Origin of the sequence: Streptomyces violascens (assembly GCF_014649955.1) — a bacterium.
Taxonomy (GTDB): domain Bacteria; phylum Actinomycetota; class Actinomycetes; order Streptomycetales; family Streptomycetaceae; genus Streptomyces; species Streptomyces violascens.
In genome coordinates this window covers 86,485-109,249 of record NZ_BMUA01000012.1, presented here as the reverse complement: position 1 = coordinate 109,249, position 22,765 = coordinate 86,485, and the positions used below count along the sequence as shown (strand labels likewise).

Genomic DNA, 22,765 nt, shown 5'->3' with positions numbered 1-22,765 from the left:
GTTCCCGTGAGACACGTCATCGCCCTGGATGTGGGCGGCACCGGGATGAAGGCCGCCCTCGTGGGGGCGCACGGCACCCTCCTCCACGAGGCGCGCAGGCCCACCGGCAGAGAGCGCGGCCCCGACGCGGTCGTCGAGTCGATCCTCGCGTTCGCCGCGGATCTGCGGGCGTACGGCGAGGAGCACTTCGGCGAGAGCGCGGTCGCGGCCGGCGTCGCCGTGCCGGGCATCGTGGATGCCGAGAACGGGATCGCCGCGTACGCCGCCAACCTGGGCTGGCGCGACGTACCCATGCGGCGGCTGCTCAGCGAGCGCCTGCGCGGGGTGCCGGTCGCGCTCGGCCACGACGTGCGCACCGGCGGCCTCGCCGAGGGCCGGATCGGCGCGGGCAAGGGCGCCGACCGCTTCCTGTTCATCCCGCTCGGCACCGGCATCGCGGGCGCGATCGGCATCGACGGCCGGGTCGAGCCGGGCGCGCACGGCTTCGCCGGGGAGATCGGCCACATCGTCGTACGACCCGGCGGCATCGCATGCCCGTGCGGCCAGCGCGGCTGCCTGGAGCGCCTCGCCTCGGCTTCCGCGGTGACGCTGGCCTGGGCCGGGGCGAGCGGCGATCCGGACGCGGACGCCGCCGACTGCGCCAAGGCCGTCGAGTCCGGCGACCCCCGCGCGCTCGCCGTCTGGCAGAACGCGGTCGACGCGCTCGCGGACGGCCTGGTCACGGCGCTCACCCTGCTCGACCCCCGGGTGCTGATCATCGGTGGCGGACTCGCCGAAGCCGGGGAAACCTTGTTCGTACCGCTGAGGGCCGCCGTCGAGGAGCGCGTGACGTTCCAGAAGCTGCCCGAGATCGTCCCCGCGGCCCTCGGGGACACCGCCGGCTGTCTCGGTGCGGGCCTGCTCGCCTGGGACCTCGTCGCCGGGGCCGCCGCCCCCACCACCGCTCCCGACCCCGACCCAGACCCCGACTCCGACTCCGACTCCGACTCCAGTGAGGTAACCGCCTGATGGCCGCATCGCTTGTTCTCTCCGGCGCCCGCGTCGTCCTCCCGACCGGGGTCGTCGAGAACGGACGCGTGATCGTCGACGGCACCACGATCGCCGGGGCCGCCCCCGCCGGCTCGCCCTCGCTCGACCTCGCGGGCCACTGGGTCGTGCCCGGCTTCGTCGACATGCACAACCACGGCGGCGGTGGCGCATCGTTCACCAACGGCACGGTCGAGGACGTCCTCAAGGGCGTCCACACCCACCGGCTGCACGGCAGCACCACCGTCGTCGCCTCCACGGTGACCGGAGAGATGGACGTCCTCGCCCAGCGCGCGGGGCTCCTCTCCGAGCTGGTCGAGCAGGGCGACCTGGCCGGCATCCACTTCGAGGGCCCGTTCATCTCCCCGTGCCGCAAGGGCGCGCACAGCGAGGGCCTGCTGCGCCACCCGGACCCGGCCGAGGTCCGCAAGCTGATGGACGCGGCGCGCGGCACCGCGAAGATGTTCACCCTGGCCACGGAGCTGCCCGGCGGCCTCGACTCGGTGCGGCTGCTCGCCGAGCACGGCGTGATCGCGGCGATCGGCCACACCGACGCCTCGTACGAGCAGACCGTCGAGGCGATCGACGCGGGCGCCACCGTCGCGACCCACCTCTTCAACGCGATGCCCCCGCTCGGCCACCGCGAGCCGGGCCCGATCGCGGCCCTCCTGGAGGACGAGCGGATCACCGTCGAGCTCATCAACGACGGTACGCATCTGCACCCCGCGGCCCTCGAACTCGCCTTCCGCCACAAGGGCGCGGACCGGGTCGCGTTCATCACCGACGCCATGGACGCGGCCGGGTTCGGCGACGGCCTCTACCACCTGGGCCCCCTGGAGGTCGAGGTCAAGGAGGGCGTGGCCCGGCTCGTCGAGGGCGGTTCGATCGCGGGCTCCACGCTCACCCTGGACCGCGCGTTCCAGCGCTCGGTGACGGTCGACGGCATCTCGGTCGAAGACACCGTACGGGCGCTTTCGGCCAACCCGGCGCGGCTGCTCGGCCTCGACGACAAGGTGGGCTCGCTGGAGCCCGGCAAGGACGCCGACCTGGTGGTCCTGGACGCCGGGTTCACCGTCAAGGGCGTTCTGCGCAAGGGCGATTGGGTGGTCGAGCCGCAGCTCGGCTGAGTTCCGCCGGCGGTGATGTCCGGTACGGCGGCCGGTCCGGGGTCTGGGCCTGCCGCCGTCCTTTTGACATGATCACCCCGTGATTCTGACCGTCACGCTGAACACCGCACTCGACATCACCTACCGCGTCCCCGCCCTCGTACCGCACGCGAGCCATCGCGTCGACGAGGTCGCGGAGCGCCCCGGCGGCAAGGGCCTCAACGTCGCCCGGGTGCTCGCCGCGCTCGGGCACGAAACGGTGGTGACGGGATTCGCGGGCGGCCCGAGCGGCGAGGTGCTGCGCGCGCGGCTCGCCGCGCTCGCGCCCGTCGACGAACTCGTCCCCATCGCGGGCGCCACCCGTCGCACGATCGCCGTGGTGGACGCGGTGTCCGGCGACACCACCCAGCTCAACGAACCGGGCCCGCTCGTCTCGCCCGCCGAGTGGGACGCGTTCGTGGCCACGTACGGGCGACTGCTGGACGGCGCCGAAGCGGTGGCGCTGTGCGGGAGCCTGCCGCCGGGGCTGCCGGTCGGGGCGTACGCGCAGCTGGTGCGCCAGGCCCGCACCGCGAAGGTGCCCGTGCTCCTGGACACCAGCGGCGAGCCGCTGCGGCGCGGCATCGCGGCCCGGCCCGACCTGGTCAAGCCCAACGCCGACGAGCTGGCCCAGCTCACCGGCTCGCGCGAGCCGCTGCGGGCGGCCCGGGACGCGCGCCGCCGCGGGGCCCACACGGTGGTCGCCTCGCTCGGCGCACAGGGCATGCTCGCCGCCTCCCCCGACGGCCTGTGGCAGGCGGCCCCGCCGGCCGCGGTGCGCGGCAATCCGACGGGCGCGGGCGACTCGGCGGTGGCCGGTCTCCTGTCGGGCCTGGTCGAGGGCCTGGACTGGCCCGGCCGCCTGACGCGCGCGGTGGCCCTGTCCGCGGCGACCGTACTGGCGCCCGCGGCGGGCGAGTTCGACTCCGGGGCGTACGAGAAAATGCTCGGCTCGGTGCGCGTGACCGAGCACGCGCGCTGAGCCGAGCACAACGTCCGCGGACGTTTACGAGGCCATACGTTTTACGGGGCGGCCAGCCAGAGCTGGTCGAGGTTGGCGTTGCACTGGTTGCCCTGCTCGCAGGACAGCTTGATCTCGTTGACGCCCTTGTCGAGCTGCACCAGGGCGTACGTGTTCTGCCAGCCCTTGGCCCAGTCGCCCGCCGGGGAGTGCGCGAAGTTCTTCATGTTCATCGGGCGGGACTCGGCCTTGCCGTTGAGCGTTATCGTCGCGTTCGCGTCCACGCCGGGGATGCCGTACTGCAGGTACAGCCTGTACTGGCCGGCCTTCGGGACGTTGGGCTTCCAGGTGACGGAGGCGCCCACGCTGTTGAAGTTGCCGACGAACGCGCCACCCGTGCCCTTGGCGCCCGGCACGTTGGTGCCGACCTGCGCGGAGCCGCCGAGGGTCAGCGTCGCCGCGTCGTCCTTGGGCAGGTTCACCGGGGCGGAGGCCGAGGCCGACGGGTCGGTGCTCGGCTGCTGCGAAGGCTGGCTGGAAGACGACTTGCCAGGGTTGGCGGTGTCGTCCTTCTTGTCCTTGTCGCCGCTGTTGCTGGCCAGCGCCACGGCGATGCCTATGACGACGGCCGCGACCACGGCGACCGCGCCGATCAAAAGGCCCTTGGTGTTGGGTCCGCGACCGCCGCCGCCGGTCTGCTGCGGGGGCGGCCCCTGCCGGAGCGGGGCGCCGCCGGGGTAGGTCTCGGGCGCCGCGTACTGGGCGGTCGGCTGCCCGTACTGCTGCTGCGGCGAGGGGCCCTGCTGCTGCGGAGGCCCCTGGTACTGCTGCTGCGGGATCTGGCCGTACTGGCGCTGACCGACCGTGCGCACCTGGTTGTACGACGTCCTGGGGACTCCGGGCTGCTGCTGCCCCACCGTCGGACCCGGGTAGCCGTAGCCGCCACCCGTGCGGGGCGGGTTGGCGCCTGCGGCCTGCCCGTCCTCGTAGAGGTAGCCGAACGGATCGTCGTCCTCGGGGGTGTTCGCGCCGTTGTTGCCGGGCGTCGTCATCCGGGGTCACTCCTCACTGTCCGCCAGCCGTCGCCGACCGGCCGAGCCTACCCCGAACGGACCACTGCCCGGTCTGGCGCCGACCACACGTGATCGTTGTCCGGATTTGGTCACCCGGCGCGGCGGTGGACCTTGGAGCGGGAGCGCTTCTCGATGTACATCCGCTGGTCGGCGGAGCGCAGGACCTCTTCGACGGACATTCCGCAGCTGGCCCAGCCGATGCCGAAACTGGCCCCGACGCGGACCGCCCGGCCGTCCACCCGGATGGGCGGGATGATCGCGTTGCGGAGCCGTACGGCCAGGTCGGCGGCGTCCGCGGCGCCGAGTCCGTCCGCGAGGACGACGAATTCGTCACCCCCGAGCCGGGCCACGGTGTCGCCGTCGCGCACCCCCGTGGTGAGCCGGCGGGCGACCTCGATGAGGACCGCGTCACCGGTGTGGTGGCCGAATCTGTCGTTGATCGACTTGAAGCCGTCGAGGTCGCAGAAGAGCACCGCGAGCCCCTTCGTGCCGTCGTCGATCTCACTGTCGGGCGCCACGGTGTGGACGTGGTGGTCGTACGGTCCGCCGCCCGGCAGCGCGTCGAAGTCGAAGCCGTCGGCGCGGAACGCGTGCCCGTGCGCCTCGGACTCGCCCGTGGCCGCCGGGAGCTGCCCGTAGGCCGCGTCCAGGGTCTCGGCCGCACTCGCCGGGCCGACCGAGTGCGGCCGGGGACAGAGCCGCGCCGACAGCCTCGCGCGCAGCTCGGCGCTGTTGGGCAGGCCGGTGAGGGCGTCGTGGGAGGCGCGGTGGGCGAGCTGGAGCTCGTGCCGCTTGCGGTCCTCGATGTCCTCGACGTGGGTGAGCAGGAAGCGCGGCCCGTCGGCGGTGTCGGCGACCACGGAGTTGCGCAGCGACACCCACACATACGTGCCGTCGCGCCGGCCGAGCCGCAGTTCGGCCCGGCCGCCCTCGGCGGAGGTGCGCAGCAGTGTCCCTATGTCCTCGGGGTGCACGAGGTCGGCGAAGGAGTAGCGCCGCATGACGGAGGCGGGCCGCCCGAGCAACCGGCACAGCGCGTCGTTCGTGCGGAGCAGCCGCCCGTGCTGGTCGCCGCCCATCTCGGCGATGGCCATGCCGGAGGGCGCGTACTCGAAGGCCTGGCGGAAGCTTTCCTCGCTGGCGCGCAGCGCCTGCTGCTCGCGCTCCAGGCGGACCAGCGCGCGCTGCATGTTTGCGCGGAGCCGGGCGTTGCTGATCGCAATCGCGGACTGCGATGCATACATCTGGAGCGCTTCCCGCCCCCAGGCTCCGGGCTTGCGGCCGTTGCGGGGTTTGTCGACGGAGATGACGCCCAGGAGTTCCTGTGTGCCGCCCGCGGAGTACATCGGGGCGTAGAGCCGGTCCTGCGGATGCCACTCGTCCTCGAACCGCGGGTCGGGGCCCTCCGTGTACCACTGGGGTACGTCGTCCTCCAGGAGCACCCAGCCCTCGGTGTGCGGGATGAAGCGCAGGCCGTCCCAGTCCTCGCCCATCGAGAGGCGGCGCTCCCAGGAGCTGCGGGATCCGACCCGGCCGGTGATCAGGGCTTCTGCGGCGGCGTTGCCGGCGAAGGCGGCGACGACCAGGTCACCGTCGGGGCGTACGAGATTGACGCAGGCCAGCTCGTAGCCGAGTCCCGCGATGACGCCGTCCGCAACGGTCTGCAGCGTGTCCGCGAGGCTGCGGGCCGTATTGAGCTCCCCGACCACCTGGTGCAGCTGCCGCAGGGTCGCAAGACGGACGTAGGGCTCCGACTCGGTCTCCATTGCTCGCTCTCCCCGAGACCTCGACAGCAACTCCTGGCTTCAGATCGACATTCCTTTTGCACTGTCCCGCCACTGAATCACAGCGAGCTGTCTAGCCGGTACACAGGGTCAACAAATAGTGCCTTCTGTGACTCAAGTCACAGCAGATGATGGGGGGTTGGCCGTTCTTTCCGTCTTTGCCCCCTACCTTTCCTGAACGCAAACTGAGAACGGGCTGGGAACTTCGCCGAGCCCGTTGACAAGAGAGTGCGCCTCGGCCACGAGACCTAGGTCCCGGCTGGTCCCCGGGCCCGATGTGGTCCGCGGTGGCAGGAGACTAGCGTTCCGGTTGTGTTGCAGACACCCCTTACCGCCGCCCTTTCCACACTTGCCCCGGGAACCCCTCATCCTGTGGGGGTGAGCAATGACGAGTTCCGCGCCGCGATGTCCCGGCTGGCCGCGGGCGTGGTCCTGGTGACCGCGCACGACAGCGACGACGGCCCGCGCGGCGAGGACGTCGGCATGACCGCTACGGCCTTCATGTCGGTCTCCCTCGACCCGCCCCTCGTCCTGGTCTCGCTGCGCAACGGCTCGCGGATGGACGACCTCCTCGCGGAACAGCCCCTGTGGGCGGTGTCCCTGCTCTCCGAGAGCCAGCGGCACATCGCGGGCCGGTTCGCGATGAAGGGCCGGATCAGCGACCGTCTGCTGTTCGAGGACATCCCGTACACCAGGGGCGAGGCGAGCGGCGCCCCCCTGGTCGGCGGCGCGCTGGCGACCCTGGAATGCCGGACCGAACAGCGCGTGGTGGCAGGCGACCACACGCTCGCCATCGGCCGCGTCCTGACGGCGAACCTGCCGAGCGCGGAGGGCGGGCCGCTCACGTACTTCCGGGGGCGGTACCGGCAGTTGGGGTGACCCCTCCGCTTCGGGCTGGTCCCGGCAGTCGGACCGGCCCCTCCCTCTGCGGGGCGAAACGGACGTCATGGGTCCGTTCCCCCCTGTGACTCAGCTGTCACACAAACCTCTTCTTTCCCCCAAGTCACCCTGCATAAGCTCCGTTTACACGCCGGGCACACACACTTCGCTGTCCGGACACATTCCGCGTACGCCATCCACGTACGCCCATGTCCTGGGGGGGACCATGCGCAACACCCGTATGTCCAGCCGCGCTCGCCGTATCGCGGCCTGCACGGCGATCGCCGTCGCGGCGGGGACGATGCTCAGCACTCCGGCGCTGGCCGAGGACAAGGGCCCGGGGGCGCCGAAGGCGGCGGCCACCACCAAGGCGAAGCCCCGGTTCGACTACAACGGTGACGGAAAGGGCGACATCGTCCTGAGCATCGCCGGCTCCATGCGGGTCAGCATCGACGGCTCGGCAACCCGGAACATCCCGTTCTTCATGGACGAGCGCCGCCAGGACATCAAGGATGTGATCACCCCTGGTGACCTGGACGGCAACGGCCGGCCCGAGCTGATGTGGACCGACGCCGAAGGCTCGCTCTACATGAAGGCGAACTTCGACAACGCCCAGTACGGCTACGACTGGAAGAGCACCGGGTGGAACAAGTACGACCGGATCGTCGCCGCCGGTGACCTGACGGGCGACGGCAAGAACGACCTCATCGCCCGCACCTACGACGGCGACGTGTACCTGTTCGCGGGGACCGGCGACCTGAAGGCGCCGTTCGGTGCGGGCGTCAAGGTCGCCGAAGGCTGGAGCGACTTCGACCAGATCGTCGGCGTGGCCGACGCGGACGGCGACGGTATAGGCGACCTCTACGTCCGCAACAGGACCGACGATCTCCTCTTCATCGGCGGCACCGGAAACGCCGACAAGCCGTTCAAGTCACCCGTCCGGCTCGGTGCGGGCTGGCATGCGTACAACCAGCTCCTGAGCGCCGACGACCTGGACGGCGACGGCCTCTCCGACCTGCTCGCCCGCACCCAGGACGGCGACCTGTACATGTACCGGGCGAAGGGCGACGGCGGCTTCGCCGACCCGGTGAAGTGGCGGTCGGGCTGGCAGGCGGCCACGCTGCTCGGGAACTCCGGCGCCCCGCGTGGGTACGGCAAGGACCAGTTCTTCGCCCGCGACGCCAAGGACGCGAACTGGCGCCGCATGGCGCTGAACAACGGACAGTTCACAGACGCCTCCCTCTGGGGCCCGGGCAACACCAACAACCCCGATCCCTACGCGCGGTACACGGTGGCCGTCGCCAACGCCCTCTCCCGGAACGGCACCTGCACCCGCCTTCAGGTGGTCGACGGCAAGCTCCACGTCGACGGCGACCACGTGGGCGGGAGCGATGTCGCGGACGGTGACTGGAGCGCCTACGACTCCATCGTCGGCCCGGGGGACCTCAGCGGCGACGGGCTCGGGGACCTGGTCGCCCGCGACAAGGCGGGCACGCTCTGGCTGTTCCAGGGCGACGGCTCCGCCCAAAAGTTCGCCGCACCGGTTCGGCTCGGCGGCGGCTGGAACACGTACAACAAGATCCTCGGCTCGGGCGACGTCGACGGGGACGGCCGCGCCGACCTCCTGGCGCGTGGCACGGACGGTCACCTGTACCTGTACCCGGGTACCGGCAACAGCGCCGCCCCGTTCCGCGCGCGCCAGGACCTCGGCGGAGGGTGGAACGGCTACACCGGGCTGGCCGCCGTGGCCGACGCCACCGGCAACGGGACCACCGACGTGATCGCGACGGACGCGTCCGGCCAGGCCTACCGGTACGACGGACAGGGTGCCTACGGCGGCAAGTTCAAGCCGCGCGCCCCGCTCGGCGGCGGCTGGAACATCTACAACGAGCTGTTCTGACCCGGCAGCGATGACGAAGGGGCGGACGGGAGGACTGGGCCTACCAGTCCCGCCCCGACCGCCCCTTCTTCGTCTGGGCGCGCTGCTTCTTCTCGCGCAGGCGCCGTTCGTTGATGCCGCGCGGGATCTTCGTGGCGCGGCGCGGCTTGGGCGGCGGGGCGGTGGCCTCGGCCAGCAGGGACGCGAGCCGCACCGCCGCGGTCTCGCGGTTGCGCCACTGCGAGCGGTGCTCGGAGGCGCGTACGGAGATGACGCCGCCCACCAGACGGCTCGCGAGCCGGTCCAGCGCCCGGGACTTCCAGACCTCCGGCAGTGCCTCGGTCCTCGCCAGGTCGAAGCGGAGCTCCACCTGGGAGTCGCTGGTGTTGACGTGCTGGCCGCCGGGCCCTGACGACCTGGAGAAACGCCAGATCAGCTCGGCCTCCGGGAGGGAGACGGAGCCGCGGATGAGATAGGGCCCGGACATGACATCCATGGTGACGGGTGCGCGGCACGGCGTCACCCGCTTTTCCCCTCACCTTCGCCCGCGCCGATCTCTTGTCGGCCCCTTGGCAAAGAAAGCAAAGCGGATTGGAACCTCACGGTCCCCCGCCGACGTTATGGGGAATGACGGTAGCTTCGGGACGGCTCGAAGCCCGCACATCACGAAGAAGGGGACATCCCATGGCTGTAAGCCTGTCCAAGGGCGGCAACATCTCGCTCACCAAGGAGGCCCCGGGCCTGACCGCCGTCACGGTCGGCCTCGGCTGGGACGTCCGTACCACCACCGGCACCGACTTCGACCTCGACGCCTCGGCCATCGCGGTGAACGCGACGGGCAAGGTGTACTCGGACGGTCACTTCGTCTTCTTCAACAACAAGTCGACGCCGGACCAGACCATCGTCCACACCGGTGACAACACCACCGGCCAGGGCGAGGGCGACGACGAGTCGATCAACGTCAACCTGGCGGGCCTGCCCGCCGACGTCGACAAGATCGTCTTCCCGGTCTCCATCTACGACGCCGAGACCCGCTCGCAGAACTTCGGCCAGGTGCGCAACGCCTACATCCGCATCGTCAACCAGGCCGGCGGCGCCGAGATCGCCCGCTACGACCTGAGCGAGGACGCCGCGACCGAGACCGCGATGGTCTTCGGCGAGCTGTACCGCAACGGTGCCGAGTGGAAGTTCCGCGCCGTGGGCCAGGGCTACGCCTCGGGCCTGGTCGGCATCGCGCAGGACTTCGGCGTGAACGTCTGACGACCCCGCTGACGCATGTGAGGTGCCCCCGGCGTTCACGCCGGGGGCACCTCCTCGTTCACCGCGGAGCCACCTCATGTGCATCCGGTGTCTCAACTCCCCCTCGCGCGGCTTGAATTAGTCGGTCAGCGGACACCAACGACCCAGTTTCGGACACGATCAAGCCAAATATTTGTCGGGTCTCTGTCAAGAAGTAGTCATTAGCTGGCAGTCTCCAACTCGCCCCCACGGAACGAGTGAAGGAGACCACCGAGTGCGAACCACTCTGCGTGCCGCCGCTCTTGCAGCATCCGCCGCCATGGTCGTCGTCGGCGTCCAGGCCGGCTCGACCGCCGGCGCCACCGACCGCGCCGCCGGTGCCACCGCCCTGGACCTCAGCACCGCTCAGCGTGCCGACGCCCTGCGCACGGCCCAGGACGCCGCGCCCGCCACTGCCCAGCAAATCGGGCTCGGCGCCAAGGAAAAGCTCGTCGTCCGCGATGTGATCAAGGACGCCGACGGTACGGTCCACACCCGCTACGAGCGCACCCTGGACGGCCTGCCCGTCCTCGGCGGCGACCTCGTGGTGCACACCGCGAAGAACGGCGCCCTCAAGGGCGTCGACAAGGCGACCGACGCGAAGATAGCCGTTGCCACCACCACCGCGCTCAAGGCCGCCCCCACCGGCTCGCACAAGGTCGTCTGGGCCGCGGACGGCAAGCCCGTCCTCGCCTTCGAGCGCACCGTCACCGGCACCCAGCCGGACGGCACGCCGAGCCGCCGCGACATCGTCACGGACGCCACCACCGGCGCCCAGCTCTACTCCCACGAGGAGATCGAGACGGGCATCGGCACCAGCGAGTACTCCGGCACGGTCACGCTCGGCACCACCAAGAGCGGCTCGACCTACAGCCTCACCGACGCCTCGCGCGGCGGTCACAAGACGTACGACCTGAAGGGCGGCAGCTCCGGCACCGGCACGCTCTTCACGAAGTCCACCGACACGTGGGGCAACGGCTCGCCGTCCAACCGCGAGACCGCCGCCGTCGACGCCCACTACGGTGCGGCCGAGACGTGGGACTTCTACAAGACCGAGCTCGGCCGCAACGGCATCGCGGGCAACGGCAAGGCCGCCTACTCGCGGGTCCACTACGGCAACGCGTACGTCAACGCGTTCTGGGACGACAGCTGCTTCTGCATGACGTACGGCGACGGCGAGGGCAACAAGAAGCCGCTCACCGCGCTGGACGTGGCCGGGCACGAGATGAGCCACGGTCTGACCGCCGCCACCGCCAAGCTGAACTACAGCGGGGAGTCCGGCGGCCTCAACGAGGCGACCAGCGACATATTCGGCACGTCGGTCGAGTTCTACGCCAACAACGCCTCCGACAAGGGCGACTACCTCATCGGCGAGAAGATCGACATCAACGGCAACGGCACGCCGCTGCGCTACATGGACAAGCCCAGCAAGGACGGCGGATCGGCCGACTACTGGTCGAGCGGGGTCGGCAACAAGGACGTGCACTACTCGTCCGGCGTCGCCAACCACTTCTTCTACCTGCTGTCCGAGGGCAGCGGTGCGAAGACGATCAACGGTGTGAACTACAACTCGCCGACCTCCGACGGCTCCAAGGTCACCGGGATCGGCCGGGTGAAGGCGTACAAGATCTGGTACAAGGCGCTCTCCACGTACATGACGTCGACCACCAACTACAAGGCCGCGCGCGCCGCGACCCTCAAGGCGGCGGGCGACCTGTACGGCACGACCAGCACCGAGTACAAGACGGTGGCGGCCGCCTGGACCGCCGTCAACGTGAAGTGACCGGTCGGTGTGAAGTAACCGGTGTGAAGTAGCGGATAAACCCACCTGGTTCTACGGGGAGTCGGGCTTCCCGTCCCCGTAGAGCCAGGTGTCCCACACCGCCGAGAGCTTGTGCCCCGCCTTCTCGTCCACGAAGCGGGTGAAATCCTCGGTCGAGGCGTTGGCGTGCCGGTGGGTGCGCACCCAGTCCTGGACGAGCGTGTAGAACTTCTCGTCGCCGACGGCCTCCCGGATCTTGTGGACGACCATGGCGCCGCGCACGTACACCGGCCGCGCGGACACCTCGGCGGCGGTCGGCGGCTCGGCCGGCGGGAAGGCCCAGATCTCGTCGCCGTCGCCCTTGGCGTACTCCTCCTCGAACTGCTGCTGAGCGCTCAACCCGCCGTGGTCCTCGGCCCACAGCCACTCCGAGTACTGCGCGAAGCCCTCGTTCAGCCACATGTCGCGCCACACCGCCGGGGTGACGGAATCGCCGAACCACTGGTGGGCGAGCTCGTGCACGAGGGTGCTCAGATCGAAGTGGTCCAGCGGTATCACCGGCCGGTTCTGCGTCTCGAGCGCGTAGCCCGAGGCCTTTTCCGGCGCCACGACCACGCCGGTGGACGAGAACGGATAGGGCCCGAAGTTGAGTTCCTCCCAGGCGATGATCTCCGGGAGCCGGGCGACGACGCCGGCGGTCTGCTTCTTCACACCCGGGTCGACGGCGTTGTAGATCGGGATGCCGGACTTGGTCGTCCCCTTGTCGTCGATCTCGTACGGCCCGATGGCGACGGTGGCGAGGTAGGTGGCCATGGGCTCCTTGACCCGCCAGCTGAAGGTGCTGCGCCCCCCCTTGCTGAGCTTCGACACCAACTCGCCGTTGGAAACCACCTGTTGACCGTTCGGCACCGTCACCTTGATGTCGTACGTGGCCTTGTCGCTCGGGTGGTTGTTGGACGGGAACCAGGCCATCGAGCCGGTCGGTTCGCCGAGCGCGAGCACGCTCCCGTTCGGCGACTTCAGCCAGCCCTCCTCGGAGCCGTCGAGGTCCGTGATGGTCTTCGGGCTGCCCGAGTAGCGCACGTACGCGGTGAACGTCTCGCCCCGGGCGAGGTCTCTGTGGGGGCGCAGCGTCAGCTCGTCGCCGGCCCGGTTGACGGCGGCGGGCTCGTCGTCGACGGTGGCGCCCTCGACGTCCATCCCGGCGAAGTCGAGGGCGAAGGCGCTGAGGTTCTTGGTGGCCCGCGCGACGATCGTGGCCCCGCCCTTGAGGTGCCCGCTCGCCGGGTCGTAGTCGAGCTCCAGGCTGTAGTGCTGGACGTCGTAGCCGTCGCTGCCGAGCTTGGGGAAGAGCGGGTCGCGCGTGCCGGAGGAGCCGGGGGTGCCGTTCACGCCGCCGGTGCAGGAGGTGATGACGAGGACGGTGAGCAGCGGGACGACGGCAAGGCGGGTGCGGCGCGCCCCGCACGGGTGCGATGCCGTCCGCCTCTCCGGTCGTTTGTCCACGCCTGTGATCCTAAGGGCGGCGGCCGCGGCTCACTTGTCGAGGGCGGCGACGCCCGCCCTGGCGAACTTCTCGTCGAGGTCACCGCTCGGGGCACCGGCCACGCCGACACCCGCGACGGGGGCGCCCTTCGCCTGGACGGGGGCGCCGCCCGCCAGGAACAGGGTGCCGGGGATGTCCTTGAGGTTCGGGGCCTGGGTGAGGCGCTTGGCCAGCTCGGAGGTGGGCGCGTTCCAGGAGACGGCGGTGTACGCCTTGCGCTCGGCCGACTCGGGCGACTGCGGCCCGGCGCCGTCGCCGCGCAGGGTGACGAGGGTGTTGCCGTTGCGGTCGACGACGGCGACGGACACCTTCTGGTTCTCCTTGCCGGCGGCATCGAGCGCGGCCTGAGCGGCCTTGGTGGCGGCGGCGACGGTGAGGTGGGTGGAGGTGGTGAGGTTGTGGGCGCCGGCGCTGCTGGTGGCGGTGGTGGTGCTTTGTGCAGCCGGGCCTGCGGCACTGGCGGAGACGGCGCCGAAGGTTCCGGCGGCGGCGATGGCGAGGGCGGTGGCACCGAGGGCGAGCCGCTTGGTCTTGGTGTGCTGCGTGCTGTTGAGGTTCTCGGTCTTGGCGTTCTGCGTGCTGTTGAGGTTCATGCTTCGATCCTGGGGGCGGCGGGGCCCGTACTCGGTCGACGTTCCGGCTGCCCGCGGGGCCCGGAACGGCTGACCTTCCCGTCGGCCGATCGGTTGATGCGGGGGTGGCCGGATCGGGTCACGATGAGTGCGGATGAGTACGTATGCGCAGGTGAGGAGGGCGGATGAGCGTCGATCCGGCTGACACCGGGGGCGGGGCGGGGCACATTGACGCCCGGGCCCACAGCAGCGACGACGAGGCGCGGGAGCTTGTCGGGACGGCCGGCACCGGCGGCCGGGCGGCAGGCGCTCATGCGCGGGTGGGCAGCGACTCCCTCAGGACCCTGGAGGGCGTCGACCCCGCCGACACCGAGCGGTGGCTGCCCGTGGTCATGCATGCCGCGTTCTTTCTGCTGCTCGGGGCCTCGCTCGCGCGATTTCTGATTCGGCACCCCGGGGAGCCTCGTACGCCCTGGATCATCGCGCTGTCGGCCGCGCTGGCCGTGCTGTACGTGCTCGGACCGGCGCTGGGTTCGCGGCCGACCCCGCGGCGGCTCGCGTGGCTGGGCGGTGTGGTGGCCACCTGGATGGTCCTGGTCGTGCTCGCGCCGAGCTTCGCGTGGTGCGCGGTGCCGCTGTTCTACACGGGCCTGCGCACGCTGCGGCCGCGCGCGGCGCTGGTGCTCGTCGGGGTGCTGACGGCGTTCGTCGTCACGGCCCAGGTCGAGCTGTCCTCCGAGGGCTTCGACCCGAACCTCGTCCTCGCGCCGCCCGCCGTCGCGGCGATCGCGACGGCCGTGTTCGTCCAGATGCAGCGCCAGGCCGACCGGCAGGACCAACTGGCCTACCAACAGCGGAAGTTGATCGACGACCTCCTGCGCACCCGGCGCGAACTCGCCGCCACCGAACGCCGCGAGGGCACGCTCGCCGAGCGCCAGCGGCTCTCCATGGAGATCCACGACACCCTCGCGCAGGGCCTGTCCAGCCAGCAGATGCTGCTCCAGGCGGCGGACCGGGTGTGGGCCGCCGACCCCGACGCGGCGCGCCGCCATGTCCGTACGGCGGAGTCCATCGCGGAGCGCAACCTCGCGGAGGCACGCCGCTTCGTCCACGACCTGGCTCCGGCGGACCTGGCGGAGGGCGGCGGCCTGGACGAGGCGCTGCGCACGCTGGCGGCGCGGGAGTCGGCGGAGTCGGGATCGGGAGCGGGGCCGGGATCGGGGCCGGTCGAGGTGCGCTGCCACATCGACGGCGCGCCGAACGCCCCGCTGCCCGACCGGGTCGGCTCCGCCCTGCTGCGCATCGCCCAGGGCGCCCTGGCGAACGTCCGCGAGCACGCGGGGGCGACCACGGCGGCGCTGACTCTCACCTATCTGGGCGACCAGGTGGTCCTTGACATCGCGGACGACGGGCGGGGTTTCATCCCGGGGGCTCTTGATGCGCGGGGGGACTCGGGGGGCGGGTCCGCCCAGGGGCCCGCCCCAGGTGCCTCGGCGGACGACAGCCCTCCGTCTTCGCGGCCCCCCGGCGTACGGGGCCACGGCCTGCCCGCCATGTACGCGCGGGTGCGGCAGCTCGGCGGGAGCCTGACCGTGGAGTCGGCCCCCGGCGAAGGCACCGTCCTGTCCGCCTCGATCCCCCTGGAGCCCCGGCCATGACCGACCCCGTACGGATTCTGCTCTGCGACGACCACGCGGTGGTACGCGCGGGGCTGCTCGCGCTCATCGGCAGCGAGCCGGACATCGAGGTGGCCGGGGAGGCCGGCAGCGGCGAGGAGGCGGTGGCCGCGGCGGCCAAGCTGAAGCCGGACGTGGTGCTGATGGACCTCCAGCTCGGCCCCGGCATCGACGGCGTGGAGGCGACCCGGCGCATCGCGGCGACCGGGGTGCGCGTCCTGGTTCTCACCACGTACGACACGGACGCGGACATCACGCGGGCGATCGCGGCGGGGGCGACGGGCTACCTCCTCAAGGCCGAACGCCCGGAGGAACTCTTCGCCGCGATCCGGGCGGCCTCCGAGGGGCGCACCACGCTGTCCCCGCCGGTGGCCAGCCGCGTCATGAACCAGCTCCGCGGCGCCTCCGGCCCCACCCTCACTCCTCGCGAACTCGACATCCTGGCGCAGTTGGCGAACGGTCTGGGCAACCGGGAGATCGCCCGTGCGCTGTTCATCAGCGAGGCGACGGTGAAGACGCATCTGGGGCGGATCTACGACAAGCTGGGCGTTGATACGCGGGCGGGGGCGGTGTCCGTGGCCAAGGAGCGGCGACTCCTGCCGTAAGGCGGGGCGGAGTGCGGGTGGCCCCGCCGGCGCCCGGGGTGGCTCCCCGAGCGGAACGTACGGCTCCGCCGCGCGGCGCCGGGGGCAGCGGTGCGGCCCGGCAGGATGCCCTGGGGCTCCGCCCCAGACCCCGGGAGGCCCCACCCCACCCGGCCCGTTCCCGCCGGTTTTCCTGGGGCTCCGCCCCAGACCCCGTTCGCGCCTGAAGGGCGCTCGTCCTCAAACGCCGGACGGGCTGAAATGCCCGGTGCGGGCCAGTACCGACCCCGCTGGAGGCGGGGGCCTGTGACGTTGTGCGAGCCGGGTGCCCTACAGGGGCGCGGGGAACTGCGCGAGCAACCACACACAGCCCGAGGCCGAAAGGGGTCCGCGGTCGGGCCCGAAGGCGCGAGGTGCCCGCACCGCACCCTGCCAGGGGCGCGGGGAACTGCGCGACCAGCCACGCACCGCCCGAGGCCGACGGATCACGCAATCAAGCCCCTCCGGCGTTTGAGGAGCAGGGGCCCGGGGGCGGAGCCCCCGAGAAGGGGCGGCGACGAAGCCCCGGCGGTCAGGGCGCAGCTCGGGGCAGACACTCCCCGGGTTCAAGGGGCACGCCCCAGCGCAGAGCCCCGGGGGTTCAAGGGCACAGCCCAAGGCAGGCCCCCCGGAGCCGAGGCGCAGCCAAGCACGGACACCCCCGGGGGGGGGCAGGGCGGAGCCCCGGGCAGATACCCCCGGGTTCAAGGCGCAGCCCAGCACGAATACCCCCGGGGTTCGGGGCGGAGCCCCGTGAGGGGGCTGCGGAAGGGGTGCCCACCCCAGGCATGACACCATCGAGCCGTGCTCGACATCGGCTACTCCCTATCCCGCCGCTTCCCCGACCCCACCCACATCGACTACAGCCGCGCGGATGTCCACACCCTGCGCCACGACCTGTTCTGCGGAGACGTCTACCTCGCCGACACCAAGGCGGACCGCGAGGTGTCCACAGCCTGGGGATGGGTGCCGGTGCTGGACTTCGCGTGGGCGCTGTGCGACACCGTGGAGCGCCTGGACCGCGACCCGCTCGGCTCGCGCGCCGCGAAGCCCCAGTACGCCGAGATCGACTTCACCGAGTCGACGGACCGGATGCTCTTCGAGCGCCGCTTCGGCTGGGTGGACGTGGAGGCCGACTGGATGCCCGCCGACGAGGAGCCCCTCACCTTCTCGCACGCCGAACTCCGCCGCGAGACAAGGGACTTCCTGCACGACCTGATCGCCGACCTGACCGACATGCACGAGGGCCTCGGCGACAACCCGATCGTCTGGGACCTCCAGGCCCGCTTCCCCAGAATGGCCTGACGGGAGGAATGACCTGAGGGGCCCAGCAGAGCCGGCAGCGAACCGGGCCGAGCGGCGTAGTCCCCCGCCCGCCGCCCGAGCCCCGCCCGCCGCCCGAGCCCCGCCCTCAGCGCACCCTCACGCCTCCACCCGTACCCCCACCTGCGCCGCGAACGCCGGTGCCAGGTCGAGGAGTTGGGTCGGGCTGATGACCGCGCCCGCGAGTCGTTCCACCCCGCGTGCGATGTCGAGCAGGGTCGCGCCGCGCAGGTCGACGTCCTTCATGCGGGCGCCCGTGAAGTCGGCCCGGCGCAGTTCGCACCCGCGGAACTCGACGCGCACCAGCGTGGCTCCGCCGAAGTCCGGCTCGGACAGGACGCAGCCGTCGAAGACGACGTCGCGCAGCTCGGCCTCGCGCAGGTTCAGGTAGTCGATCTTTCCACCCTTGATCAGCACGCGTTCGAGCACCGAGCCGTGCAGTTGCACCCCGCCCATCCGGACGTCGTGCACCTCCACGTCACGCAGGCTGGCCCGCGCCAGATCCGTACCGACACCGCGGATTCCCGAAAGCACCGAGTCGATGAAGCGGGCCCCGGTCAGGCGCGTATCGTCCAGACCGCATCCGTAGATCCCGCAGTCGAGGAAGCGCGCGCTGTGCGCCTGCTGCCGTGCCAGGTCGAGGTCCCTGAACTCCAGCCCGTCATAATCACCCTCCGGCTCCAGCTCACCCGCGCCGAACGGCGCCAGTGGTGGCAGTCGCACCTCCGCCCTGCGGGCACCCGCCGTAGCCGCCGTCTTCTTCGCACTCCGTGCCGCTGCCATGTCCCCATGCTGGACCATGGCACTGACAATCACCCCTGCTCGCACAGGGAGGAACCCCCAGCTCCGTAAATTCGCAGCCCGGACATGTCACATTCCGGCCCCGCGCTCCGTCCAGTCTCCGTAGGCCGTGCGCATCGGCGAAGGGAGACAGCAATGTCAGCACTGTCGGCAAGGGCAGCAGGGGCGAACCGCGGCCCCACCGGGCGGATCACCGTCGTTGGCGGCGGCTTCGCCGGACTGACCGCCGCGATCACCGCCGCGGAGTCCGGCGCGGCGGTCACGCTGTACGAGGCACACGGAGCCCTGGGCGGCCGGGCCCGTACGGCCGCGGCCCCGTACCGGACGAACGAGGGCCCGCACGCCCTCTACAGCGGCGGCCCGCACTGGGCCTGGCTCAAGCAGCGCGGACTGCTCGGGCCGGTCGCGTCCGTACGCCTTGCGGAGGCGGTACGGTTCCGCTTCCACCGGCGCGGAACCCTGCATCGCACCCCGCCGCTCTCCCTGCTCCGCCTGGCCCGCAAGCGCCCCGAACTGGCCCCGGTGGACGCCGACTTCACGGCCTGGGCCACCGAGCACATAGGCACTCAGGGCGCCCGCGCGACCGCGCACTACATAGCCGTCGCCCTCTTCCACCACGACCCCGGTTCGCTGTCCGCCCGCTTCGTACAGGAGCGCCTGCACCGCGCGGCAGCCCTGCCGCCCGAGGCGCACTACCCGGTCGGCGGCTGGGGCGCGCTCATCGAGCGGATGGCGTCGCGCGCCTGGGACCTGGGCGTACGCATCGAAACGGACGCCCGGGTCGCCGAACTCCCCGGCACCACCGAGGGCCCCGTCGTGGTGGCGACCTCCCTGGACGCGGCCCGCCGCCTCCTCGGCGGCTCCGGCCTCACCTGGCCCAGCGGCCGCTCCGTCCTGCTCGACCTGGCGCTCGCCACCCGCCGGGCCGACCCGTTCGTGGTCTCCGACCTGGACACCCCCGGCTGGCTGGAACGCTTCACCGGCAACGACCCGGGCCTCGCTCCGCCCGGCGAGCACCTGTACCAGGGCCACTTCCCCATCGCCCCGGACGCCTCGAAGGCAACCGGAATAGAGCACGCGGAACGCCTGCTGGACGCGGGCTTCCCGGGCTGGCGCGCCCGCACGACCTGGCGCCGCGAGTCCGTCGCGACAGGCCGCACGGGCGCGGTCGACCCACCCGGCACAACCTGGCGGGACCGCCCCGCGATCGCCCGGGGCCAGGGCGTGTACCTGGCAGGCGACCAGGTGGCGGCCCCGGGAATCCTCTCGGAGGTGGCCTTCAACAGCGGGCTGGAGGCGGCGGCGCTGGCACTGAAGGATCTCAGGCTGACCCGGCCGGACAGCCAACATGCCTGGCAATAGGGCCAGTTGGTCAGTGATACGGACCGGTCGAGGGTGGCCAGTGCATCCGTCACAAGGGTGCGCGCGGCGGCACCCCGTACAGCCTCCGCCGAAAGCCTCGCGAACGCCCGCTCGTACAGCTCGACCTGGCTGGGCCGGGTAGGTGTGGCGGCGGCGTCCAGCGTGTCCGCATGCCCCCGGCGAGCGTCGAAGATGGCGGAGGTCGGCATGGGCCGGACCGTTCGCCGCCACCCTCGGGACGAGCCCCCTCAAGCTGGGCTCCCAGCCCGCGTCCGCGGCATCGTCGTACTCGCCCACACCTCATGAGCCGGAGAAGCACCACGGGCGTCCCCGGCACTCCGAACCGGCCCCTCGGCTACGCCCCCAGCCGCCCCAGCGCCTCGTCCGTGAGCCGGTGCACCGTCCACTCGTCCTGCGGCCGCGCCCCCAGCGACTCGTAGAACGCGATCGACGGGGTGTTCCAGTTCAGGACCGACCACTCCAGGCGCTCGTACCCCCGCGCCACGCAGATGCGGGCCAGTTCGGCAAGGAGGGCCTTGCCGTGGCCGCCGCCCCGGGCCTCTGGGCGTACGTACAGGTCCTCCAGGTAGATGCCGTGCACCCCGCGCCACGTCGAGAAGTTCAGGAACCAGAGCGAGAAGCCAACCGGCTCGCCCGACTCGTCCTGCGCGATGTGCGCGAACGCGGCCGGGTGCTCGCCGAACAGGGCCTCGCGGAGCTGCTCCTGCGTGGCGCGCGCCTCGTCCAGGCACTTCTCGTACTCGGCCAGCTCCCGCACCATCTCGTGGATCACCGGAATGTCGGAAGGCACGGCCTTGCGGATCATGGGTGTTGTCATGGGCGCAGGGTAGGTCGCCTCCCCGCCGCCCGCTCGGTCATTTCGCTCTGCGGACCCCGACCCCATGGAACAGCCCCATGGCCCAGGCCTACGGCAGGACGAAACCGATCGCCGGGAGCCCTGGGACGGCGGACCGGATGCGGGAAAATGCCGGGGCCGGGGGGTTGAGCGCGGCTCGCGGACGCGTCAGGTCGAAGGTCTTCGCCCTCCGGGGCTTCACCCGGTTCTCGGTCGGCAGGGTGTTCCCCGCGCCGGGGAGCCGGACGATGACGGCGTCGGCGGTCATGGAGACCGCGATCCACTCGGCCCGGTTGTTCCGCACGTGGACCCTGACCCTTTTCCGCGGTGGCGGCGGCACCGGGGCCCGAGGGGGGTACGGGTTCCATGCGGGCGCCTGAGGGTTCAGCGGGAAGCCCGTGAATCGCTGCCGGTTGCCCGGGAACCCCGCACGTGGCTGAGGGTTGCGCGGGAACAACGGCGACGCCTGGGGGTTGCGCGGGAACAACGGCGACGCCTGCGGGTTCCTCGAGAACCTCCCCAGCGGCGGAGGGCCGGGATTCGGCGTGCCGGGGCGCGCCGCCCTCGGGGGATCGTCGGCGGCGGGCGGGAGTTCCTCCACCCGTACCTCCACCCCCGCGCACACGACCGGATGGCCGTACGTCACATGGACGGCGAGGCGTGCCCCGTCGGTAGGCGCCCCGCCCGGCGTCGCCGGCAGAATCGGCTTCCCCGCCGTGACGGGCTGCTCGCCGTACCTCTGGCAGAGGTACAGCACATCGGCGTACGACTTGGTCGGCAGCGTCGTCCCGTACAGCATCTCCTTCTCCAGGATCTGCCGGGCCGCCCCGATCGTCTTCTTCACGTCGGGCAGCGAGGGCACCCACAGCCAGCAGCCGGCGATGGCCACGTCGGCCACCGCCTGGCGCTCCGGGGACCTCATGTGCTCGGCGATCCCGAAGGCATGCACGAACTCGCGGCGGGCGTCCCGGATCAGTTCGCGGCGGTCCCCGTCGCTGCGCCACACGTCGGGCAGGTCCCGTACGTATCTGCGCCCGGCGGCCATGTACTCCTCGAACTCGCGCCCCGGGATGTCGCGCACCTGCTGGCCGACGAGGTCGATCCTCCGCCCCAACGCATCGAATTTCTGGTCAAGTTGCCGGAATCCCGACTCCTGCCGGGTCGACGTGCTGACCAGGATGTCCACCACCTGGGTCGCCACCCCGGCCCAGGCCGCGTTGTCCATGCTCTGGCCCTGGATCAGCTGGGCCACGGCGGTACGTGTGGCCAGAAGTCCCAGTGCGACCGCCATCCCCGTCCCCACGACCATGGCCCACCCCCCGATACAGCCCAACACCCTCAACTCTAGGGATATTTCCGCCAGTTGACTCGTTCGCGTACAAGACTGTCGTCCGCACCGGACCGCCACGCATCGAGCCGGAGCCCGCACGATCCGAATGTCGGTCCTCCCGCCCGCCCCTCCCCCGTGCGTGAATCGGGGCATGAGGCGATTTCCGACCGGCGTACGCGCCATCCGGGGCTACATCCGCAGCGCCCCCGGCACCTACCTCTGGCTGGCGGCGCTCTTCGTCACCACCATCGCCATGCACCACATGTCACCCGAGTTCGAGACGGAGTTCCTGCGGCAGCGGTCCACCAACATCCACGAGCTGTCGACCAACCCCCGCCGGGTCCTGATCGCGAGCGCCTTCTGGATCGACGGCGGGGGCTGGCTCGCTTACGCCGTGCTCTACTCCGTCTTCCACGCCCAGGCCGAACGCCGGCTCGGCACCCTGCGCTGGCTGATCGTCGCCTTCGGCACGCACGTGGCCGCCACCTTCATCAGCGAGGGCGCCCTGCTGTGGGCGATCCGGCACGACTACGCACCCCACTCCGCCGTCAACACCCTTGATGTGGGCGTGAGTTACGCCCTCGCGGGAGTCGTCGCCGTGCTCACGTACCGGATCGCGCGGCCCTACCGCCACCTGTACCTCGCCGCGATCCTCGTCATCTACGGCGCGCCTCTCCTCAGCGGGCGCACCTTCACCGATCTCGGGCACTTCGCGTCCGTGCTGATCGGCCTCGCCTGCTATCCGCTCACGCGCGGGCTGGGCGGCGCCCCCTGGAATCCGGCCGACACGCTGCGTACGGCCGGCCTGAAGATGGGGTTCTCGGGGGCGCGCGCCAAGGACCGCACGCCCTAGGAGATGCCCGCCCTTGGAGATGCCCGCGCCTGGGGT

20 protein-coding genes are annotated in these 22,765 nt (G+C 71.4%); 12 read left to right on the top strand and 8 right to left on the bottom strand.

What is annotated here, in order from left to right; genetic code table 11:
• Positions 1-6: 6 nt before the first annotated feature.
• The 3 genes from IE206_RS23395 to IE206_RS23385 all read left to right on the top strand — a co-directional run bounded on the left by IE206_RS23395 (position 7) and on the right by IE206_RS23385 (position 3,153).
• Positions 7-1,008 carry an ROK family protein gene (locus IE206_RS23395; protein ID WP_189965122.1) on the top strand — a complete coding sequence of 334 codons (1,002 nt, stop codon included), beginning with the start codon at positions 7-9 and terminating at the stop codon, positions 1,006-1,008.
• The gene (nagA, locus tag IE206_RS23390; RefSeq protein WP_189965120.1) at positions 1,008-2,153 is read left to right on the top strand and encodes an N-acetylglucosamine-6-phosphate deacetylase; all 1,146 of its coding nucleotides are present in this window, start codon (positions 1,008-1,010) and stop codon (positions 2,151-2,153) included. Before IE206_RS23395 ends, nagA begins: the two co-directional genes overlap by 1 nt.
• 79 nt (positions 2,154-2,232) lie before the next feature.
• A complete protein-coding gene (locus tag IE206_RS23385; protein ID WP_189965118.1) occupies positions 2,233-3,153 on the top strand; it encodes a 1-phosphofructokinase family hexose kinase in 921 nt (306 codons plus the stop codon).
• Between the two features lie 41 nt (positions 3,154-3,194).
• Here IE206_RS23385 and IE206_RS23380 read toward each other — a convergent pair whose 3' ends face one another.
• Both IE206_RS23380 and cdgB read right to left on the bottom strand, forming a co-directional pair.
• Complete coding sequence (locus tag IE206_RS23380; RefSeq protein ID WP_189965116.1) at positions 3,195-4,184, bottom strand: CBM35 domain-containing protein; 990 nt, start codon at positions 4,182-4,184, stop codon at positions 3,195-3,197.
• A 110-nt stretch (positions 4,185-4,294) separates the two neighbouring features.
• The gene (gene cdgB / locus IE206_RS23375; protein ID WP_189965114.1) at positions 4,295-5,971 is read right to left on the bottom strand and encodes a diguanylate cyclase CdgB; all 1,677 of its coding nucleotides are present in this window, start codon (positions 5,969-5,971) and stop codon (positions 4,295-4,297) included.
• A gap of 330 nt (positions 5,972-6,301) precedes the next feature.
• On the opposite strand from cdgB, the gene IE206_RS23370 reads away from it, so the two are divergent.
• On the top strand, positions 6,302-6,868 hold the full coding sequence (locus tag IE206_RS23370; RefSeq protein ID WP_373300969.1) for a flavin reductase family protein: 567 nt from the start codon (positions 6,302-6,304) through the stop codon (positions 6,866-6,868).
• A gap of 226 nt (positions 6,869-7,094) precedes the next feature.
• Entirely contained in the window at positions 7,095-8,768 is a 1,674-nt protein-coding gene (locus tag IE206_RS23365) for an FG-GAP repeat domain-containing protein (RefSeq protein WP_189965112.1), read from the top strand.
• A gap of 40 nt (positions 8,769-8,808) precedes the next feature.
• On the opposite strand, the gene arfB is transcribed toward IE206_RS23365, so the two are convergent.
• Positions 8,809-9,243 (bottom strand): alternative ribosome rescue aminoacyl-tRNA hydrolase ArfB, encoded by a 435-nt coding sequence (arfB, locus tag IE206_RS23360; protein ID WP_189965344.1) that lies wholly within the window; start codon positions 9,241-9,243, stop codon positions 8,809-8,811.
• A 188-nt stretch (positions 9,244-9,431) separates the two neighbouring features.
• Here arfB and IE206_RS23355 point away from each other — a divergent pair, with 188 nt between their 5' ends.
• Together IE206_RS23355 and IE206_RS23350 are read left to right on the top strand one after the other, a co-directional pair.
• On the top strand, positions 9,432-10,007 hold the full coding sequence (locus IE206_RS23355; protein WP_189965110.1) for a TerD family protein: 576 nt from the start codon (positions 9,432-9,434) through the stop codon (positions 10,005-10,007).
• A 298-nt stretch (positions 10,008-10,305) separates the two neighbouring features.
• A complete protein-coding gene (locus IE206_RS23350; RefSeq protein ID WP_189965342.1) occupies positions 10,306-11,808 on the top strand; it encodes a M4 family metallopeptidase in 1,503 nt (500 codons plus the stop codon).
• A 51-nt stretch (positions 11,809-11,859) separates the two neighbouring features.
• Here IE206_RS23350 and IE206_RS23345 read toward each other — a convergent pair whose 3' ends face one another.
• Both IE206_RS23345 and IE206_RS23340 read right to left on the bottom strand, forming a co-directional pair.
• Positions 11,860-13,293 carry a M1 family metallopeptidase gene (locus IE206_RS23345; protein ID WP_189965108.1) on the bottom strand — a complete coding sequence of 478 codons (1,434 nt, stop codon included), beginning with the start codon at positions 13,291-13,293 and terminating at the stop codon, positions 11,860-11,862.
• Positions 13,294-13,323: 30 nt separating this feature from the next.
• Positions 13,324-13,926 carry a GlcG/HbpS family heme-binding protein gene (locus tag IE206_RS23340; RefSeq protein ID WP_189965106.1) on the bottom strand — a complete coding sequence of 201 codons (603 nt, stop codon included), beginning with the start codon at positions 13,924-13,926 and terminating at the stop codon, positions 13,324-13,326.
• 164 nt (positions 13,927-14,090) lie between these two features.
• Here IE206_RS23340 and IE206_RS23335 point away from each other — a divergent pair, with 164 nt between their 5' ends.
• From IE206_RS23335 to IE206_RS23325, 3 genes are all read left to right on the top strand, one after another.
• Positions 14,091-15,563, top strand: coding sequence for a sensor histidine kinase (locus tag IE206_RS23335; RefSeq protein ID WP_226598990.1), 1,473 nt, complete (start codon positions 14,091-14,093; stop codon positions 15,561-15,563).
• Complete coding sequence (locus tag IE206_RS23330; protein ID WP_189965104.1) at positions 15,560-16,186, top strand: response regulator; 627 nt, start codon at positions 15,560-15,562, stop codon at positions 16,184-16,186. Before IE206_RS23335 ends, IE206_RS23330 begins: the two co-directional genes overlap by 4 nt.
• Before the next feature lie 822 nt (positions 16,187-17,008).
• Positions 17,009-17,509: a hypothetical protein gene (locus IE206_RS23325; RefSeq protein WP_189965102.1), complete on the top strand. Its 501-nt coding sequence runs from the start codon at positions 17,009-17,011 to the stop codon at positions 17,507-17,509.
• A gap of 117 nt (positions 17,510-17,626) precedes the next feature.
• On the opposite strand, the gene IE206_RS23320 is transcribed toward IE206_RS23325, so the two are convergent.
• Positions 17,627-18,310: a pentapeptide repeat-containing protein gene (locus IE206_RS23320; RefSeq protein ID WP_189965100.1), complete on the bottom strand. Its 684-nt coding sequence runs from the start codon at positions 18,308-18,310 to the stop codon at positions 17,627-17,629.
• Positions 18,311-18,463: 153 nt separating this feature from the next.
• On the opposite strand from IE206_RS23320, the gene IE206_RS23315 reads away from it, so the two are divergent.
• Positions 18,464-19,690: a phytoene desaturase family protein gene (locus tag IE206_RS23315; protein WP_189965098.1), complete on the top strand. Its 1,227-nt coding sequence runs from the start codon at positions 18,464-18,466 to the stop codon at positions 19,688-19,690.
• 355 nt (positions 19,691-20,045) lie between these two features.
• Here IE206_RS23315 and IE206_RS23310 read toward each other — a convergent pair whose 3' ends face one another.
• Entirely contained in the window at positions 20,046-20,516 is a 471-nt protein-coding gene (locus tag IE206_RS23310; RefSeq protein WP_189965338.1) for a GNAT family N-acetyltransferase, read from the bottom strand.
• Between the two features lie 100 nt (positions 20,517-20,616).
• Complete coding sequence (locus IE206_RS23305; protein ID WP_189965096.1) at positions 20,617-21,837, bottom strand: hypothetical protein; 1,221 nt, start codon at positions 21,835-21,837, stop codon at positions 20,617-20,619.
• Positions 21,838-22,027: 190 nt separating this feature from the next.
• Here IE206_RS23305 and IE206_RS23300 point away from each other — a divergent pair, with 190 nt between their 5' ends.
• Positions 22,028-22,729 carry a rhomboid-like protein gene (locus IE206_RS23300; protein WP_189965094.1) on the top strand — a complete coding sequence of 234 codons (702 nt, stop codon included), beginning with the start codon at positions 22,028-22,030 and terminating at the stop codon, positions 22,727-22,729.
• Positions 22,730-22,765: the final 36 nt, after the last annotated feature.